Annotated in this window: 13 protein-coding genes; 4 read left to right on the top strand and 9 right to left on the bottom strand. The window is 71.3% G+C overall.

From position 1 onward, the window contains the following. Positions 1-72 precede the first annotated feature (72 nt). The 4 genes from ABD120_RS00695 to ABD120_RS00680 form a co-directional block, all read right to left on the bottom strand. The gene (locus ABD120_RS00695) at positions 73-2,151 is read right to left on the bottom strand and encodes a RecQ family ATP-dependent DNA helicase (RefSeq protein WP_343947644.1); all 2,079 of its coding nucleotides are present in this window, start codon (positions 2,149-2,151) and stop codon (positions 73-75) included. A gap of 184 nt (positions 2,152-2,335) precedes the next feature. Next, positions 2,336-3,307, bottom strand: a complete 972-nt coding sequence (locus ABD120_RS00690) for an N-acetylglucosamine kinase (protein ID WP_343947643.1) — start codon at positions 3,305-3,307, stop codon at positions 2,336-2,338. After that, a complete protein-coding gene (locus ABD120_RS00685; protein ID WP_343947642.1) occupies positions 3,304-4,554 on the bottom strand; it encodes a 6-phospho-beta-glucosidase in 1,251 nt (416 codons plus the stop codon). The genes ABD120_RS00690 and ABD120_RS00685 overlap by 4 nt, the downstream gene beginning before the upstream one ends. Before the next feature lie 47 nt (positions 4,555-4,601). Further along, positions 4,602-5,420: a TauD/TfdA dioxygenase family protein gene (locus ABD120_RS00680; RefSeq protein ID WP_343947641.1), complete on the bottom strand. Its 819-nt coding sequence runs from the start codon at positions 5,418-5,420 to the stop codon at positions 4,602-4,604. Positions 5,421-5,504: 84 nt separating this feature from the next. On the opposite strand from ABD120_RS00680, the gene ABD120_RS00675 reads away from it, so the two are divergent. Further along, complete coding sequence (locus ABD120_RS00675) at positions 5,505-8,009, top strand: DNA gyrase/topoisomerase IV subunit A (protein ID WP_343947639.1); 2,505 nt, start codon at positions 5,505-5,507, stop codon at positions 8,007-8,009. 115 nt (positions 8,010-8,124) lie between these two features. Then, on the top strand, positions 8,125-11,016 hold the full coding sequence (locus tag ABD120_RS00670; protein WP_343947638.1) for a glycoside hydrolase family 3 N-terminal domain-containing protein: 2,892 nt from the start codon (positions 8,125-8,127) through the stop codon (positions 11,014-11,016). On the opposite strand, the gene ABD120_RS00665 is transcribed toward ABD120_RS00670, so the two are convergent. Next, positions 11,013-11,384, bottom strand: a complete 372-nt coding sequence (locus ABD120_RS00665; RefSeq protein ID WP_343947637.1) for a VOC family protein — start codon at positions 11,382-11,384, stop codon at positions 11,013-11,015. The two genes, ABD120_RS00670 and ABD120_RS00665, sit on opposite strands and share 4 nt — an antisense overlap. Positions 11,385-11,717: 333 nt before the next feature. Further along, positions 11,718-12,032, bottom strand: a complete 315-nt coding sequence (locus ABD120_RS00660) for a hypothetical protein (RefSeq protein WP_343947635.1) — start codon at positions 12,030-12,032, stop codon at positions 11,718-11,720. A 138-nt stretch (positions 12,033-12,170) separates the two neighbouring features. On the opposite strand from ABD120_RS00660, the gene ABD120_RS00655 reads away from it, so the two are divergent. Together ABD120_RS00655 and ABD120_RS00650 are read left to right on the top strand one after the other, a co-directional pair. Then, on the top strand, positions 12,171-12,665 hold the full coding sequence (locus ABD120_RS00655) for a beta-class carbonic anhydrase (protein ID WP_343947634.1): 495 nt from the start codon (positions 12,171-12,173) through the stop codon (positions 12,663-12,665). A gap of 350 nt (positions 12,666-13,015) precedes the next feature. Continuing rightward, positions 13,016-13,948 carry a glycerophosphodiester phosphodiesterase gene (locus ABD120_RS00650; protein ID WP_343947633.1) on the top strand — a complete coding sequence of 311 codons (933 nt, stop codon included), beginning with the start codon at positions 13,016-13,018 and terminating at the stop codon, positions 13,946-13,948. Between the two features lie 177 nt (positions 13,949-14,125). Here the strand turns inward: ABD120_RS00650 and ABD120_RS00645 are convergent, their stop codons facing one another. From ABD120_RS00645 to ABD120_RS00635, 3 genes are all read right to left on the bottom strand, one after another. Beyond that, positions 14,126-14,734, bottom strand: a complete 609-nt coding sequence (locus tag ABD120_RS00645; protein WP_343947632.1) for a TetR/AcrR family transcriptional regulator — start codon at positions 14,732-14,734, stop codon at positions 14,126-14,128. A gap of 8 nt (positions 14,735-14,742) precedes the next feature. Beyond that, complete coding sequence (locus ABD120_RS00640) at positions 14,743-15,660, bottom strand: alpha/beta fold hydrolase (protein ID WP_343947631.1); 918 nt, start codon at positions 15,658-15,660, stop codon at positions 14,743-14,745. 245 nt (positions 15,661-15,905) lie between these two features. After that, the gene (locus tag ABD120_RS00635) at positions 15,906-17,960 is read right to left on the bottom strand and encodes a DNA gyrase/topoisomerase IV subunit B (protein WP_343947630.1); all 2,055 of its coding nucleotides are present in this window, start codon (positions 17,958-17,960) and stop codon (positions 15,906-15,908) included. Positions 17,961-18,130 lie beyond the last annotated feature (170 nt).

Raw genomic sequence — 18,130 nt, 5'->3', positions numbered from 1 at the left:
CCGCAGGAGCGTCTCCCTGGAGGCCGTCGGCCCCGTGCGGCGGGTGGGGTGAGGTGGGCTTCGCCGTGACCTCTACGAGCTGACCGCGAGCGCGAGCGGCAGCACGGCGGGCGCGCCCGCGTGGCGCACCAGTGCGGCGCCCAGCGTCATCGTCCAGCCCGTGTCGATCCGGTCGTCCACCAGCAGCACCGGACCGCCGCACGCGGCCACCGCCGCACCCAGCTCCGCCGGCATCGCCAGTGTCCCCCTGATCGCCTGCACCCGCTGCGCGCTGTTGAACTGGCTGCCCGGCGAGCCCGTCCGGTAGCCCAGCTCGCCCAGGTACGTCAGCCGCCCCACCTGGGCCAGCCGCTCGGCGAAGCCCCGCACCAGCCCCGGGCGCGAGCCCGAGGGCACGTTGACCACCGCCACCGGCCGCTCCCGCCACTCCCACGCGGCCAGCACCCTGATCACGGCCTTGAACATCTCGTCGGACACCTCGGCGTCGCCGCCCGTGAACAGCTCGCGCAGCCGGTTGCCCCACCCGATGTCGGTCAGCCGCCCCAGCGCCCGCCCCGGCTCGGCCCCGAGTTCCGGCTTGATCCGCCCGGACAGGTCGGCGAGCCCGGTCGGCCACTGCCTGCGGGCCTCGACCTCCACGCCCGGCCGGTCGAGCCGGGCGCGGGCGTCCGCGACGGCCTGCTCGGCGATCTCGGGCGAGCGGTGCCGCCCCGTGCAGTTGTCGCAGCGGCCGCACGGCCGCGCGGCCTCGTCGTCGAGCAGGCGCCGCAGGAACTCCTCGCGGCAGTCGCCGGTGCTCTGGTAGGCGAGCATGGCGTCCTGCTCGGCCTTGCGTTCGGCGGCGATACGGGCATAGCGCTCGGCGTCGTAGGCCCACGGCTCGCCGGTCGCCGTCCAGCCGCCCTTGACGCGGCGGACCGCGCCGTCGACGTCGAGGACCTTGAGCATCATCTCCAGCCTGCTGCGGCTGAGGTCGACCCGGCTCTCCAGCGCGGGGGTGGACAGCACACCGCCCTCTTCCAGCGCCCGCAGCGTCGTCTGGACGACGGGCTCGGGCGGGAAGGCGAGGGAGGCGAAGTACGCCCAGATGTCGCGGTCCTCGGTGCCGGGCAGCAGGATCACCTCGGCCCGCTCGACACCGCGCCCGGCCCGGCCGACCTGCTGGTAGTAGGCGACCGGCGACTGCGGGGCACCCACGTGGATGACGAAGCCGAGGTCGGGCTTGTCGAAGCCCATGCCGAGCGCGCTCGTGGCCACCAGCGCCTTGATCTTGTTGTTGAGCAGGGCGTCCTCGGCCGCCAGCCGCTCCGCCGGGTCGGTCTGACCGGAGTAGGCGGCGACCTCGAAGCCCTGCTCGCGCAGGTGCCCGGCGATCTCGTGGGCGGCGGCAACCGTGAGCGTGTAGACGATGCCGGAGCCGGGCAGCTCGGCGAGCTGCTGGGTCAGCCAGGCCAGCCGCTGCTCGGCCGACGGCAGCCGGACGACGCTCAGGTGCAGGCTCTCGCGTTCGAGCGGGCCGCGCAGCACCAGGGTGTCCTCGCCCATCTGCTCGGCGACGTCGCGGGTGACGCGGGCGTTGGCGGTGGCGGTCGTGGCGAGCACCGGGATGCCGGGCGGCAGCTCCTCGAACAGCCTGGCCAGCCGCCGGTAGTCGGGCCGGAAGTCGTGGCCCCAGTCGGAGATGCAGTGGGCCTCGTCCACGACCACGAGCCCGGCGCTCTCGGCGAGTTCGGGCAGGACGTTGTCGCGGAAGTCGGGGTTGTTGAGCCGCTCGGGGCTGACGAGGAGCACGTCGACCAGGCCGTCGGCGACGCGCTCGTAGACGTGGGCCCAGTCCTCCGGGTTCGCGGAGTTGATGGTGACGGCCCTGATGCCGGCGCGCTCGGCGGCGGCGATCTGGTTGCGCATCAGCGCCAGCAGCGGGGAGACGATGACGGTCGGCCCCTCGCCGAGGTCGCGCAGCAGGCCGGTGGCCACGAAGTACACGGCCGACTTGCCCCAGCCGGTGCGCTGCACGACGAGCACGCGGCTCCGCTGGACCACGAGCGCCTCGATCGCCGACCACTGGTCGTCACGCAGTCGCGCGTGCTCGCCCGCCAGTGCCCGCAGCCGCTCCTCTGCCTCGCCGCGCAGGGCCTCTACATCGAACATCCCCCTTTCATACCAGGTGTCGGAGGGGCAGGAGACGATCGAGGATCTCGTCTTCGGCCCGGTCGTCCTCCTCGCCCGGCGGCGGCGCGGTCCATCGGGTGATGTCCCGCGTCGCGTGCCCGGCGCGCACCGGAGGCGGCGCCGGGGCGACCGGGGTCCGCGGTGCGCCCTCCCGGCCGGGCCGTCAGAACTGGGCGCGCAGCCGCGTCTTGGCCTCCTCGCTCGCGCCGATCCGGTCCAGGGCGCTCAGCGCTGCGCCGACGATCGGCGGCTGCTCGGCCACGACCGGCTTGGCCTGGGGCGTACGGGTGCCGAAGCGCTCGTCGAGCAGCGCGGTCAGCAGCGGCTCCCTGGCGCGCAGGATGCCGCCGCCGAGCACCACCTCGGTCGGCACCTCCATGAGGCCGAGCCTGCGCAGGCAGACCTCCGCCATGACGACGACCTCGTCGGCCATCTGGGTCACCAGATCCAGCGCCACCCGGTCGCCCTCTGCGGCCTGCTCGAACAGGCCGACGGTCAGCTCCAGCAGCCTGCCCCGGTCCAGGCGGCCGAAGTGCAGGTCGAGCACGACCTCCTCGACGGTGTCCCTGCCGAAGTGCGTGGCGACCAGCCCGGCCAGGGCGGTCGGGCCGCCTCTGCCGTCCTCGGCCCTGATGGCGTGCCAGAGCGTCTCGTCGCCGAGGTCGAGGCCGCCGCCCCAGTCGCCGCTGATCTTGCCGAGAGACGGGAAGCGGGCCACCTGGCCGGTCGGCGAGACCCCCACCGCGTTGACGCCGGCGCCGCAGACGACGGCGACGCCCCAGGGCCCGGACGCTCCGGCGCGCAGCAGCGCGAAGGTGTCGTTGGCGACGACGACCTCGCCCGCGAGGTCCCTGGCCGCGAACTCGGCCGCCAGGGCTTCCTCCTCTGCGGGCAGGTCGGCCCCGGCGACGTAGGCGACGAGCAGGTCGGCGTACGGCGCCGCCGCCTCGGCGCCGAGCGCGTCCCTGACGCCCGCCTCGACGGTGTCGGCGGCGTGGCCGACGCCCGTGCTCTGCGGCGTGAACGGGCCGCTCCTGCCTCTGGCCAGGATGGTTCCGTCGACCGACAGCAGCAGCACGTCGGTCTTGCTGTTGCCGCCGTCCACGGCGACCACGGTGTCCACGGCGGCGCTCACCACGGCAGGTGAGCCGCGTTGGCCTCGATCAGCAGCCGGGTGAGATCGGCTGCGATCGCCTCCTGCCCGATGAGCGGATGGGCCAGCAGCGCGTTGCGCACCCGGTCCTCGCCGCCGTGCAGCGCGGCCTCCAGCGCGAGGGTCTCGTAGGCGGAGACGTTGGCGATCAGACCGGCGAACAGCGGCTCGACCGGCGCCACCGGCAGCGCCCGCGCGCCCTCGGCGGTGATGGTCGCGGGTACCTCGATGACGGCCTCGTCGGGCAGGAACGGCAGCGTGCCCTCGTTGCGCAGGTTGACGATCTGGGTGTCGCCCCGGTCGCCGAGCAGGGAGGCGATGAGCGCGACCGCCGCCTCCGAGTAGTAGGCGCCGCCGCGCTTGTCGAGGAGGTCGGGCTTGGTGTCGACGGCCGGGTCGGCGTACATCTCCAGCAGCCGGGTCTCCATCGCGGCGACCTCTTCGGCGCGCGAGGGCTTGGTGCGCTGCTCGGCCACGACGATGTCGTGTGCGTAGAAGTAGCGCAGGTAGTACGACGGGACGACGCCGAGCCGCCGGATGAGGTCCACAGGCAGGCCGGTCGCGTCGGCGAGCTCTTCGCCGCCCTCGGCGATGATCCGGGGAAGGACGTCCTCGCCGTCGAGGTAGGCGGCCCGCTCCCAGGTCAGGTGGTTGAGTCCGACGTGCCCGAGCGTGAGCCGGTCGGGGGTGACGCCGAGGGCCTTGGCCCAGCGGCGCTGGAAGCCGATGGCGACGTTGCACAGGCCGATCGCGCGGTGGCCGGCGTCGAGCAGGGCCCTGGTCACGATGCCGACGGGGTTGGTGAAGTCGACGATCCAGGCGTCGGGGGCGTGGGTGCGCACCTTTTCGGCCAGGTCGAGGACGACGGGGACCGTACGGAGGGCCTTGGCCAGGCCGCCCGCGCCCGTCGTCTCCTGGCCGACGCAGCCGCACTGCAGCGGCAGCGTCTCGTCCACCTCGCGTGCGGCCTGCCCGCCGACCCGCAGTTGGAAGAGCACGGCGTCCGCTCCCGCGACACCTTCCTCGACCGAGGCGGTGGCCAGCACCCGCGCCGGGTGACCGGCGCGGGCCAGCATGCGGCGGGAGACGCCCGCTACGAGGTCGAGGCGCTGCGCGCTGGGGTCGATGAGCGCGATCTCGGTCAGCGGGAGCTCGTCGCGCAATCTCGCGAAACCGTCGATCAGTTCCGGCGTGTACGTCGAGCCGCCCCCGACAACGGCGAGTTTCAACCTGCACTCCCAAGTGAGTTAGGAAAGTTTCCTAATTCACCTTAGAGTCAATCCCGGTGTTGAGGGAAGGCGTTGATGGTGACCCGATGCATCCTGCGCCTTTCCGTGTAGTCGGCCACCGCGTAGTGCTGGGTGGGGCGGTTGTCCCAGAACGCCATCGTGCCCGGCCGCCATTTGAGCCGCACCTGGAACTCGGGTGAGCGGATGTGGTCGTTCAGAAGGGGCAGGAGCGCCTCGTTCTCCCGGTCCGACAGCCCGACGAGCCGGGTGGTGGAGGCCCGGTTGACGAACAGGGCCCGCCTGCCGGTCTCGGGATGGACGCGGACGACCGGGCGTTCGAGGGGCGGCCACCTGGCCTGGACCTCCTCCAGGTCGAACGGGTGGCCCTTGGCGATGGCCTTCTTCATGGAGGAGGTGATGTCGTGGACGGCGGTCAGGTCGTCGCACAGCCGCCGCAGCGACGGCGAGAGCGTCTCGTAGGCGAGGTAGGTGTTGGCCCAGCAGGTGTCGCCGCCGACGTCGGGCAGTTGCACGCAGCGCAGCAGCGAGCCCATGGGCGGGGTGGGCTCGAAGGTGTTGTCGCTGTGCCACTCGTCGCCGCCCTCACCCTTGGGCGAGGTCTGGTCGAGGACGTGGATGGGGCTGGCGCCGTCCTTCTTGAAGGCGGGGTGGTTGAGGGTGCCGAAGCCGAGGGCGAAGCGCAGATGCTGCTCGTCGTCGAGGTGCTGATCGCGAAAGAACAGCACGAGATGGGTCAGCCAGCCCTGCCTCAGCGTGGCGACCTGTTCGGGTGACAGTGGTTCGCGCAGGTCGACCCCGGTCACCTCGGCGCCGATGTGCTTGGTCACAGGGTGGAACTCAATCATGAGCCGAACGTATGCGCCAAGCAATTGCTTGGTCAAGACACACTGTGGCCAACAGGTCGCGGACACCCCTGTGCGTCCGCCAAAATGTTCGACATGGCCCGACGTACCACAGCAGCCCCTCCAGAGGACTTCGAGGAGCGGATCGTCGACATCGACGTCTCCTCCGAGATGCGCACCAGCTTCCTCGAGTACGCCTACTCGGTGATCTACCAGCGCGCGCTGCCCGACGCGCGCGACGGTTTGAAGCCCGTGCAGCGCCGCATCCTCTACTCGATGAGCGAGATGGGGCTGCGCCCCGACCGGGGGCATGTCAAGTCCTCCCGCGTGGTCGGCGACGTCATGGGCAAGCTCCACCCCCACGGCGACACCGCCATCTACGACGCGCTGGTGCGCATGGCCCAGCCCTTCGCGATGCGGCTGCCCCTCGTCGACGGCCACGGCAACTTCGGCTCGCCCGACGACATGCCCGCCGCCATGCGCTACACCGAGGCGCGCCTGGCACCGGCCGCCATGCTCATGGTCGAGTCCCTCGACGAGGACACCGTCGACTTCAAGCCCAACTACGACGGCCAGGAGACCGAGCCGACGGTCATGCCGTCGGCCTTCCCCAACCTCCTGGTCAACGGCACCACCGGCATCGCCGTCGGCATGGCCACCAACATGGCCCCCCACAACCTCGGCGAGGTCGTCGCCGCCGCCCGCCTGCTGATCCGCAAGCCGAACGCCTCGCTCGACGAGTTGATGCGCCACATCCCCGGCCCCGACCTGCCCACCGGCGGCACGATCATCGGCCTGCAGGGCATCCGCGACGCCTACGAGAGCGGCCGGGGCACCTTCCGCATGCGGGCCCGCTGCACGATCGAGCAGATCACCCCCCGGCGCAAGGGCATCATCGTCACCGAACTCCCCTACGCCGTCGGCCCCGAGCGCGTGGTCACCAAGATCAAGGACCTGGTCACCAGCAAGAAGCTCCAGGGCATCGCCGACCTCAAGGACCTCACCGACCGGCACAAGGGCCTGCGCCTGGTCATCGAGATCAAGAACGGCTTCGTGCCCGAGGCCGTCCTCGACGAGCTCTACCGGCTCACGCCGATGGAGGAGACCTTCGGCATCAACAACGTCGCCCTGGTCGAGGGCGAGCCGCGCACGCTCGGTCTGCGCGAACTGCTCAAGGTCTACGTCGACCACCGCCTGGAGGTCGTGCGCCGCCGCTCGGAGTTCCGCCGCCGCAAGCGCGAGGAGCGCCTGCACCTGGTCGAGGGCCTCATCGTCGCCCTGCTCAACATCGACGAGGTCATCCAGGTCATCCGCTCCTCCGACGACTCCGCCCAGGCCCGCAGCCGCCTGATGGAGGTCTTCGACCTCACCGACATCCAGGCCGCCTACATCCTCGACACCCCGCTACGCCGCCTCACCCGCTTCGACAAGCTCGAACTCGACCGCGAGAAGCAGCAGCTCAGCGACGAGATCGCGGAGCTGACCGCGATCCTCGCCTCGCCCGAGCGCATGCGCCAGGTCGTCTCCGCCGAACTCGCCGAGGTCGCCAAGAAGTACGGCACGCCGCGCCGCACGATCCTCCTGGAGGCCTCCGGCACCCCCCGCACCGCCCCGACCTCGCTCATGATCGCCGACGACCCCTGCCTGGTTCTGCTGTCGTCCACCGGCCTGCTCGCCCGCACCACCGACGGCACCCCGCTGCCCGGCGAAGGCGAACGCGCCGCCCACGACGTGCTCACAGGGGCGGTGCGCACGACGGCGCGAGCCGAGGTCGGCCTGGTCACCTCGCACGGGCGGGCGATCCGCGTCTCCGTGGTCGACCTGCCCATCCTGCCGCCCTCCGCCAACCCGCCGTCGCTGTCCGGCGGACATCCGATCAGCGAGTTCGTCACGCTCAGCCCCGGTGAGAACGTGGTCGGCCTGTGCTCGCTGTCCCCCGACGCGCTGGGGCTGGCGATCGGCACCGCGCAGGGTGTGGTCAAGCGGGTGGTCCCCGACTATCCGCCCAACCGCGACGACTACGAGGTCATCGCGCTCAAGGACGGCGACACCGTCGTGGGCGCGGTCGAGCTCGAATCCGACGCCCACGACCTGGTGTTCGTCACCTCCGACGCGCAACTCCTGCGCTTCCCCGCCGCCAGCGTGCGCCCGCAGGGACGGCCCGCGGGCGGCATGGCGGGCATCCGGCTCGACGACGGCGCCCGGGTGATCTTCTTCGGCACCGTCGATCCGGCCCTGCCCGCGCAGGTCGTCACCGTCGCCGGATCGGCCACCGCGCTGCCCGGCACCCAGGTCGGCGGCGGCAAGGTCTCCGACTACACCGACTTCCCGCCGAAGGGCCGGGCGACCGGCGGCGTGCGCGCGCAGCGGTTCCTGAAGGGCGAGGACACCCTGCTGCTGGCCTGGGCGGGCCCTGCCCCCGCCAAGGCGGTCTCGGCGGCGGGCAAGCCGATTCCGCTGCCCGAGGAGATCAGCCGCCGCGACGCCTCCGGCCTGCGGCTGACCCACACCGTCGGCGCCGTCGGCGGCGCCCAGGGCACCGCCGAGCCCCCGGAGCGCCCCATGGTCGCCGAGCCGGAGGAGCCCGCCTGATCCTCGGTCCTGTCCCGCCCGGGGAACTCTCCCCGGGCGGGACAGGGGTTGCCAAATCCACCCAGTGGTCGATGATCGAGCGAGAGCGCTCTCACGCACCTGGGAGGCAGCACCCGTGTCCCGCACCCCGTTATGGGCGGCAGCCGCACTCCTCGCCTCGCTGTTCGCCGTACCGTCCGCGCAGGCGGCGGCCGCCCCGCTGACCGTCGCCGACTTCGAATCCGCCACCGTCCCCGCCGGGGTGTACCCCTGGGGGTCCGACTCCGCCTCGACCCCGCGACTGGACATCACGCCCGCCCCCGACCGGCCCGAGGCCCCTGCGGGCAACCGGGCGCTGCGCGCCGAGTACACCGTCGGCCAGTGGGGCGGCTGGTCGCACGACCTGAGCGCCGCCCAGGACTGGTCGGCGCACGAAGGGCTGTCCTTCTGGGTCCTCGGCGCCGCCACGGGCCGGCGAGTGTACTTCGAGGTCAGGGACGGCGGTGGCGGCGCGGGCAGCGCCGAGCTGTTCGAGTCCTCCTTCGTCGACGACACGGCCGGGTGGCGGCAGGTCCGTACCCCCTTCGCGGCCTTCGTCCGGCGCGCGGACTACCAGCCCGCAGGCGCCCCCACCGACGGCGAACTGGACCTGGTCGAGATGTGGGGGTACGCGCTCCGCTTCCCGGCCGCCTCGGGCACGCTGGGCTTCGACGACGTCCAGGTGTACGGCACCGCCCCCGCCCGGCCGGTGCGATTGTCCACCGACCGGCCGGTGTACGCCGTGGACGAGCGCGGCAGCGCCCGCGTCGCCGTCACGGTGACCACCGCCGACGGCCGGCCGCTGCCCGCCGACACCCGCGTCTCGTACGCGACGGGCACCGGCACGGCCACTCCCGGCGCCGACTACGTGCCGGTCGCAGGGACGCTCACCTTCCGCGCGGGCACCCCGTCCGGCGGCTCGCAGGCGTTCACGGTGAGGACCCTGCGCGACCGGGACGCGGAGGTCGCCGAGACCGTCCCGGTGGTGCTGTCCGGTGAGGGCGTCCGGCCGCCGGCCGACGAGCCCGCGATCGTGGTGAACGCCCACGGGCTGCCGTACCTCGACCGGTCCCGGCCCGTCCGCGACCGGGTCCGCGACCTGCTGTCGCGGATGACCGTCGCCGAGAAGGTCGGCCAGATGACGCAGGCCGAGCGTTCGGCGCTCGGCACCCCCGACGACCTGGCGACGTACCTGCTGGGCTCGGTGCTGTCCGGCGGCGGCTCGGCCCCGGCGGACAACACCCCGAAGGCGTGGGCCGACATGGTGGACGGCTTCCAGCTCAGGACGCGCCAGACCCGGCTGCAGATCCCGATCGTCTACGGCGTCGACGCCGTCCACGGCCACAACAACGTGGCCGGGGCGACGATCTTCCCGCACAACGTCGGCCTCGGCGCCACCCGCGACCCCGCACTCGTCAGGCGCATCGGCGCGGCCACCGCGAAGGAGGTCAAGGCGACCGGCATCCCGTGGAACTTCTCCCCCTGCCTGTGCGTGTCGCGCGACGAGCGGTGGGGCCGCGCCTACGAGTCCTTCGGCGAGGACCCCGCGCTGGTCGGCCGCATGAGCACGATCATCGACGGGCTCCAGGACCACGGGGTCCTGGCCACCGCCAAGCACTACGTCGCCGACGGCGGCACCGACTACGGCAGCTCCGGCACCGCGGACTACACGATCGACCAGGGCGTCTTCACCGGCTCCCGCGAGGAACTGGAGGCGGTGCACCTGGCGCCCTTCGCCCAGGCCGTACGGCGGGGCGTCGGCAGCGTGATGCCGTCCTTCTCCAGTGTCGGCCCCACCAAGATGCACGCCCACCGCGAACTGCTCACCGACGTGCTCAAGGGCCGGCTCGGCTTCACCGGCCTGGTCGTCAGCGACTGGCAGGCGATCGACCAGATCCCCGGCGACCACACCACCGACGTGCGCACCTCGATCAACGCCGGACTCGACATGATCATGGTGCCGTACGCGTTCCAGACCTTCGTCTCGACGCTGACCGCCGAGATCGAGGCCGGACGGGTCTCCATGGCACGCGTCGACGACGCGGTCAGCCGGATCCTGACGGCGAAGTTCCGGCTCGGCCTGTTCGAGCGGCCCTATGCCGACCGGTCCGGGCTGAGCACGGTCGGCTCGGCCCCGCACCGGGCACTGGCCAGGACCGCCGCCGCCCGCTCGCAGGTCCTGCTGAAGAACAGCGGGTCCGTGGTGCCGCTGCGGCCGTCCGCGCGCGTGTACGTGGCCGGGTCGAACGCCGACGACATCGGCAACCAGTCCGGCGGGTGGACGATCACCTGGCAGGGCTCGTCGGGGCCGATCACGCAGGGGACGACGATCCTGTCCGGGATCAGGGGGCGGGCGGCGTCCGTCACCCACTCGCCCGACGCCTCGGCGCCGACCGCCGGACACGACGTGGGGGTGGTCGTCGTGGGCGAGCGACCGTACGCCGAAGGCCAGGGCGACGTCGGACGGCAGGGCCGCACGATGGAGCTGTCGCCACAGGACCGGGCGGCGGTCGAGACCGTGTGCGGGGCGCTCGACTGCGTGGTGGTCGTCGTGTCCGGGCGGCCGCTGCTGCTGGGCGACCTGTCGCAGGTCGAGGCTGTGGTGGCGGCGTGGCTGCCGGGCAGTGAGGGCGCCGGGGTGTCCGATCCACTGTTCGGCGCGGTGCCGTACACGGGACGGCTGCCGTACACGTGGCCGCGCTCGATGGAGCAGTTGCCGATCAACGTGGGTGACGCCGCCTACGACCCGCTCTACCCATACGGATGGGGACTTTCCACGAAATCTGCCCCTAAGTCGGGAAATCTCATGACGGAGGCCCGGCGGCTGGAGCAGGCCGGAGGCGACACCTGGGCGGCGGCGGACGCTCTCGTCTCCTCGGCCCGTGAGCAGGCGCGGCGGACCGGGGTATCGGCCGCACGCTGGGCGCTGGCCGACCAGGCGCTCGCCTCCGGGGCGTACACGCGGGCGGTGGAGCTGCTGATCCGCTAGTCCACGACCAGGCAGAACGGGTGACCGGCCGGGTCGAGGAACACGCGGAAACCGTCGTCCTCGCCCGGCTGGTGCTCGTGCTTGCGCGCGCCCAGCGCCACCACCTGCGCCTCGGCCGCGTCGAGGTCGTCGACGGTGAGATCGAGGTGCAACTGCTGGGGACGGTCGGGGCGCGGCCATTCGGGCGCGTGGTAGTCGTCGGCCTTGTTGAACGCCAGCCGTCTCGGCGACCCGCCGTCGGAGACCACGACCCAGGTGTCCTCCTGGGTCACGATGGGCCAGTCGAGCACCTGGGAGTAGAAGCGGGCCAGCTCAAGCGGGTCGGGGCAGTCGAAGACCGTGGTGCGATAGCGCGCGATAGCCGTCATAGGAGATTTCTACCGCTTCAACCAGACATCAGCCTCAACCGCTGGAACCGACGGCGCCATGGACCCGCCCGCGCCGTCACGACCGCCCTCGCCGTTTAGGGCGGCCCTGCTGCTCAGCCCACCCTGCCGCCGAGGCCGACCCGCTCGGTGCGACCCTCGCCGTTACAGACGGCCGCCCTCAGTACGGCCCTCGCCGCCACGACCACCTGCCTTCAGCGCAGCCCTCACCATCACGGCCGGCCGCCCCACCCCCGCCCACCGTCACGCGCGGGCGGCCTCCAGGGGCACGCTCCTCGCCGCACCACGCCCCGCCGCGACGCCGCACGGTCACGGTCACGGATGAGGGGCCAGCACGCCGGGCAGGGCGAGCAGCAGTTCGTGAGGCTCGCCGCCCGCCCACATCCTGATCAGCCGGTCCCCCTTCTCGCCGGGGTCGAAGTCGTCGCAGCCGTGCGGACCGAAGCACCCCGACTTCTCCAGCCCGCACAGCAGCGGATCGTCATCGGGGAGGCTGGCGGCATAGGACGCGGCGTCGAGCAGCGCCAGTGCGCTCCGGGCGTTCCTGCCCTCGTCGTTGGACTCCACCCTGTCGAGCCGACGGCGCGCATGGGAACGCAGGTAGGCGGCGAGCGATTCTGACCTACTCACAGGCACCTTCTTCGATAACATACCGAGGGCAACGACATCATCACTCATTGTGAACGATGATGGTCGCACGTCGCCAGAAGTCCGCAACTGGACACCCCGAAAATCCTGATCATCCGGATATGGGGAATCATCTGTGGCATGAGTGAATTCGACGACCTGCTGACCGCCAACGCGCAGTATGCCGACGGCTTCACCGGCTCAGACCTCACCGGCCGAGCGGCCCGAGGTCTAGCCGTCGTCACGTGCATGGACTCCCGGATCGACCCTCTCGGACTCCTCGGACTCCAACCCGGCGACGCGAAAATCCTCCGCAACGCCGGGGCCAGGGTCACCGACGACGTGCTCCGTACGCTGGTGCTCGCCGTCTACCTCCTCGGCGTGGAACGCGTCATGGTCATGCCGCACACCGACTGCGGCATGGCCAAGGTCAGTGACCAGGATGTCCACGAGCTCACCCAGCGCCACGGGGTCGACACCCGCAGCCTGGAGTTCCATACCGTCCCCGACCAGGATGCCGCCCTGCGGCACGACCTCACCCGGATCCGCACCACCCCGTTCCTGCCCGAGGGGCTGCCTGTGGGCGGCGCCATCTACGACGTACGCACCGGGCGACTGCTGCCCATAGAGCTCTGACCCCAGCCCATCCCTCCCCCGGTGGCCGCGCGCCAGGCCGCCGGGCCCACCGCCCCACTGCACCGCACCGCCCTATCGCACGCACCACCGCGCCGCGCCGCACCATCGGACACATCCCCGCAACCCCGCAACCCCGCAACCCCGCAACCCCGCAACCCCGCAACCCCGCAACCCCGCAACCCCGCAACCCCGCAACCCCGCAACCCCGCAACAGCGTGCCGCTCTCCGCGCCCCACGGCCCTGCTGATGCGGCGTCCCGCACCGCCCTACCTTCTCCGCCTCACTCCACCGCGCTGCCGCTGCGGCGTGCCGTGACGGCCTGGCCGGGGGGATGCAGTGCAATAGGGATCATGTTCGACGCCGATCCCGTCATCATCGCGCACCGGGGTGCGCCCCAGCTCGCGCCGGAGAACACGCTGGCGGCCGTCCACGCCGCCTACGCGGCCGGTGCGGACATGTACGAGCTCGACGTCCACCAGACCAAGGACGGCCATCTCGTCGTCCTGCACGACTCCTCCCTGGCCAGGACCACCGACGCCGAGGACGTGTACCCCGGCCGGGCCCCGTGGCGGGTGCGCGACTTCACGCTGGCCGAGATCGACCGGCTGGACGCCGGGAGCTGGTTCGGCGCCGAGTACGCGGGAGAGCGGATACCCACCCTCAGCAGCGTCTTCCAGGCCATGAAGGGCGACCCCGGGCTGCTGCTGGAGGTCAAACACCCGTCCCGCTCCCCGGGGATCGCCGACCGGGTCTCCGAGCTGATGGCGCAGGCCCCGCCCACGACGATCGTGCACAGCTTCGACTGGGGGTTCATCAAGCAGTTGCGCTACCGGGGCACGCGGGCCGTGCTCGGCACCCCGCGACCGGCCGAACTGGGGGAGATAGCGACATACGCCAAGTACGTCAGCGTCAAGCATCGGCGGCTCGACACCGCCTACGTCCGCCGCGCCCACCGCCTGGGCCTCAAGGTCTTCGCCTACACGGTCGACACCCCTGCCGCCATGCGCCGCACCCTGCTGGCCGGAGTGGACGGTTTCATCACCAACCGCCCCCGCTTCCTGCGCCAGGCCCTCGACGCCAACCCTTGTTTCGGCTCGTCGCCGACTCTTTCCACCTTCCTGCAGACCACCAGGTTCCTGGACGGCGGCTCGGTCTGCCCTCCTTCGGCCTTCTCCCCCGCCCCGCGTCTGCCCGCCGCCGGAGGCTTGCTCCACTCCCCCACCGACCCGGCGCCGCCACCGGCCCAGACGCCCTCGCCACCCGGCGATCCGCAGCAGCTGTGACCGCTGCTTCCGCATGGCCAGCGGCGGTGACTCACCTGCGGCGGCGACATCACCGAGACCTACTTGCTCTCGCAGGCCGAAGCCACCGACTGACAGTGATGACGGAGATGAGCGCTTCCCGCCAGGGTTTGCCCACCGACTGTCTGACCTCCCGTTTCCGCCCGTGGTCCGGTCAGGTCAACTCACCGCCGGCCCGAACAGGCGGTCCAGTCGGTACTCGATGATCTCGATGGCGGCCTCGTGAGTGCGCTGCCGGCTGAGGACGCTGGAGGTCAGGCCGTTGGCGAGAGCCAGGAGGCCGGCGACCTCGATACGCGGGTCACAATCGGGAGCGATGTCGCCCGCCTCCTGTGCGGCGGTCAAGCGTGCGGTGAGGAAGTCCTCCAGCGCGTTGGGCAGGGTGAGCCCGACCTCGGCGAGCGCCGGGTCGGTGAGGGCGGCGGTGTAGTAGGCGGTCCAGGCCATGGAGTCCAGCCTGCTCTGCTCGTCGGAAGGCACGATCACGCCGAGGACGGCGGCGAAGACACCACGCGGTGTCAGCTTCCCCGCCGCAGTGGCGACCCGTTGCCTGACCCGTCGGTCCATACGGACGCCCAGCTCGTTGAGGCCGGACTCCAGCAGTGCCTGCTTGTTCGTGAAGTAGTACTGGACCACGCGCAGCGACACCTCCGCCTCGGCGGCGATCTCACGCATCGACACCGCCTGCAGGCCGCGGGTGCCGGCGATGCGCAGCAGCGCCTCGGTAAGCAGGTGCCGTCGCTCATCATGATCCACCGGTCGGGGCATGCTGCTTCCTAACTGTTGCCGGTGCTGTGCTTCGGCGTGGTCTGGCCGGGAAAGGCGAGGATCCGCTCGGCCACCAGTTCCGGAGCCTCGACGGGCAGCGAGTGCCCGGTGCCGGGCACGATCTCCACTCGCCATGAGGGCACGATGTCGGCCAGCCGGGCGGCCACCGCTTGCGCATCCAGCAACCTGCTTCGGGCGCCCAGCAGCACCTGCACGGGCACGGACAGCTCGCGTATCTGCTCGTCGGTGTAAGGGGGCGGGATGAGCACGCGCCGACGGAAGGACCACCCGGCCCGCATCAGCCTCACCAGCCGATCCTCGCGCAGCACCCCGTTGTCCACGACGTCGGCCATGCGGTGCCGCAACGGACGCGGGAGCATGGAGGCGACGGCTCCGGCGGCCGCCCACCGGACGAACCGGCCGGTTATCGGCGCGAATCCGCCCGGATCCACCAGCGTCAGCGCCGCGACGAGGCCGCCCTCACCGAACCGCTGTCCTGCCACGGCCCACACCGCGGTCCAGCCGCCAGCGGAGAAGCCGGCAACGTGCGCGCGCTCGGCGCCGACTACGGCCAGGACGTCGGTGAGCCAGCCGCCCACCTCGGCGCCGGTCGTGAGCGTGCGCCTCTGAACCGAGCGCCCCGGCTCGCCGAGCGGGTCGACGGCGAGAACCGGGCGAGTGCGCGCCAGCGGTTCGATGTAGCGGTACCAGCTCAGCGCGTTCCCTCCGGCACCGGCCACAAGGACCACGGGATCCCCCTTGGCGGGTCCGGCCCGGTGGATCCGCACGCTGCCGGCGCGGGTCTCCACGTCAACGGCGTCCACCGGTACGGGCCACAGTTCGCTGAGCACTCGGTCGTAGACGGCGTAGTACTTGTCGCGGGCGGAGTCACTGGTGAAGGCGGACGGCCGGTCAGGAATGCGCACGGTGACCCCCATCTCCTGAATGGATACAACTGTATCCTAACTGGCGACGGGCGAGTCCGTAAGCTCGGCGACGGAACGCGTTCCCGATCCGAGCGACTATCACCACCTCTCAGCGGATGGCGGCGCACGCCAGCCTGGCACGGGCCGAACAACCTCGATCTCTCCGGCGAAGAGGACCTGGGCCGTATCATCGCGAGGAAGCGACGAGGTCACCGGGAACGACGGCCGCCGCTCCCGGGCGGGTGTCAGGCGTCGATGTGGTCGCGGTCGACCTCGGCCGCGCTCTTCACGATGAACTCGCGGCGCGGCGCCACGTCGCTGCCCATCAGCAGGCTGAAGATGCTCTCCGCGGATTCGGCGTCCTCGATGCGCACCCTGCGCAGGATCCGGTGGCGCGGGTCCATCGTCGTCTCGGCGAGCTGGTCGGCGTCCATCTCACCCAGACCCTTGTAGCGCTGCACCGGGTCCTTCCACCGCTTGCCGCGCCGTTCGAGGTCGCGCAGCACCTTGTGGAGTTCGGCGTCGGTGTAGCAGTAGATGTACTTGTCCTGCCCCCGGCCGGGGTTGGTCAGCTCGATGCGGTGGAGCGGCGGCACGGCCGCGAAGACGCGCCCGGCCTCCACCATGGGCCGCATGTAGCGGTGGAAGAGCGTCAGGAGCAGGCAGCGGATGTGGGCGCCGTCGACATCGGCGTCGGCCATCAGGATGATCTTGCCGTAGCGGGCCGCGTCGATGTCGAAGGAGCGGCCGGAACCGGCGCCGACGACCTGGATGATGGCGGCGCACTCGGCGTTCTTGAGCATGTCGGCGACGGACGCCTTCTGCACGTTGAGGATCTTGCCTCGGATCGGCAGCAGCGCCTGGAACTCCGAGTCGCGGGCGAGCTTGGCGGTGCCGAGCGCGGAGTCTCCCTCGACGATGAACAGCTCGCTGCGGTCGATGTCGTCGCTGCGGCAGTCGACCAGCTTGGCGGGCAGCGCGGAGTTCTCCAGCGCGCTCTTGCGGCGCTGGTTGTCGCGGTGCTCGCGGGCGGCGATGCGCGCCTTGGCGGCGGCGGCGATCTTCTCCAGGACGGCGCGCAGTTGCTGCTTCATGCCACGCGGCGGGTTGGCGAACACCGCCTTGAGCTCGCGGGAGACCACGTGGGAGACGATGCGGGTGGCCGCGGAGGTGCCGAGGACCTCCTTGGTCTGGCCTTCGAACTGCGGTTCCGGCACCCGGACGGTGACGACGCCGGTCAGCCCTTCGAGGATGTCCTCCTTGGTGACGGGGTCGTCGCCGTTCTTGAGCAGGCGCGTCTCGCGCAGCAACTCGTTGAGGGTCTTGACCAGGGCGCGCTCGAAACCGGTGACGTGGGTGCCGCCCTTGGGCGTGGCGATGACGTTGACGAACGAGCGCACGGTCGAGTCGTAGCCCCTGCCCCAGCGGACCGCCACGTCGACCGAAAGCTCGCGCTCGACCTCGGTGGGCGTCATGTTGCCCTGATCGTCGAGCACGGGGACGGTCTCGTGGAAGTGGCCGACCCCCTGGAAGCGCAGGACCTCGCAGACGGCCTCGTCGCGGGCGAGGAAGTCGGTGAACTCGGAGATGCCGCCGTCGAAGCGGAACTCCTCGGTCCTGCCGTCGTGGATCAGGACGAGGGTGAGGCCGGGCACCAGGAAGGCGGTCTGGCGCAGGCGCACGTGGATCTCGTCGATGGAGAACTCGGCGTCGGGCAGGAAGATCTGCTTGTCGGCCCAGAACCGCACGCGGGTGCCGGTGACGCGCCGCTGGAGCTTGCCGCCGTCGCGCAGGCCGGACTTCTTCTTGAACTTGGCCGTGGGCCCGTCGCCGTCGAAGACGCCGGGGACACCGCGCCTGAAGCTGATGAGGTGGATCTTGCCGCCGAGGTCGACCTCGATGTCGATGCGCGCGGACAGGGCGTTGACCACGGAGGCGCCGACGCCGTGGAGGCCGCCGGAGGCGGCGTAGGCGCCGCCGCCGAACTTGCCGCCCGCGTGCAGCTTGGTGTAGACGAGTTCGACGCCGTGCAGGCCGCTCTTGGGCTCGATGTCGACAGGGATGCCCCGGCCGTTGTCACGGACCTCGACGGAGCCGTCGGCGAACAGTTCGACCTCGATGCGGTCGCAGTGTCCGGCCAGCGCCTCGTCGACGCCGTTGTCCACGATCTCCCAGAGGCAGTGCATGAGACCCCGGCTGTCGGTGGACCCGATGTACATGCCGGGGCGCTTGCGGACGGCCTCAAGGCCCTCAAGCACCGACAGGTGACGAGCTGTGTAACCCGCCTCCGCTACCGTCACTCCAGCTCCCCTGGTCTAGCCATCGAACACGTGTGCGTAGCTTACCGGTCTTCCCGTTCGCACGCGTACAACCTTGCCATCGCGTGGTGTTTGCCGTTACAAAGCGGCTGATCGTCATTACTTTGCGACACATTCCGCTCTCGGCGTAGCCGTGCGCCGGTTGGGAACGT

The organism is Nonomuraea longicatena (assembly GCF_039525605.1).
Lineage (GTDB): Bacteria > Actinomycetota > Actinomycetes > Streptosporangiales > Streptosporangiaceae > Nonomuraea > Nonomuraea longicatena.
The sequence above is the reverse complement of the archived record's forward strand: the minus strand, read 5'-3'. Positions and strand labels throughout refer to the sequence as shown.

Coding starts and splice junctions, on each gene's coding strand:
- ABD120_RS00695 (WP_343947644.1), bottom strand. CDS start 2,151: ATGTTCGATGTAGAGGCCCTGCGCGGCGAGGCAGAGGAGCGGCTGCGG.
- ABD120_RS00680 (WP_343947641.1), bottom strand. CDS start 5,420: ATGATTGAGTTCCACCCTGTGACCAAGCACATCGGCGCCGAGGTGACC.
- ABD120_RS00675 (WP_343947639.1), top strand. CDS start 5,505: ATGTTCGACATGGCCCGACGTACCACAGCAGCCCCTCCAGAGGACTTC.
- ABD120_RS00665 (WP_343947637.1), bottom strand. CDS start 11,384: ATGACGGCTATCGCGCGCTATCGCACCACGGTCTTCGACTGCCCCGAC.
- ABD120_RS00655 (WP_343947634.1), top strand. CDS start 12,171: ATGAGTGAATTCGACGACCTGCTGACCGCCAACGCGCAGTATGCCGAC.
- ABD120_RS00650 (WP_343947633.1), top strand. CDS start 13,016: ATGTTCGACGCCGATCCCGTCATCATCGCGCACCGGGGTGCGCCCCAG.
- ABD120_RS00645 (WP_343947632.1), bottom strand. CDS start 14,734: ATGCCCCGACCGGTGGATCATGATGAGCGACGGCACCTGCTTACCGAG.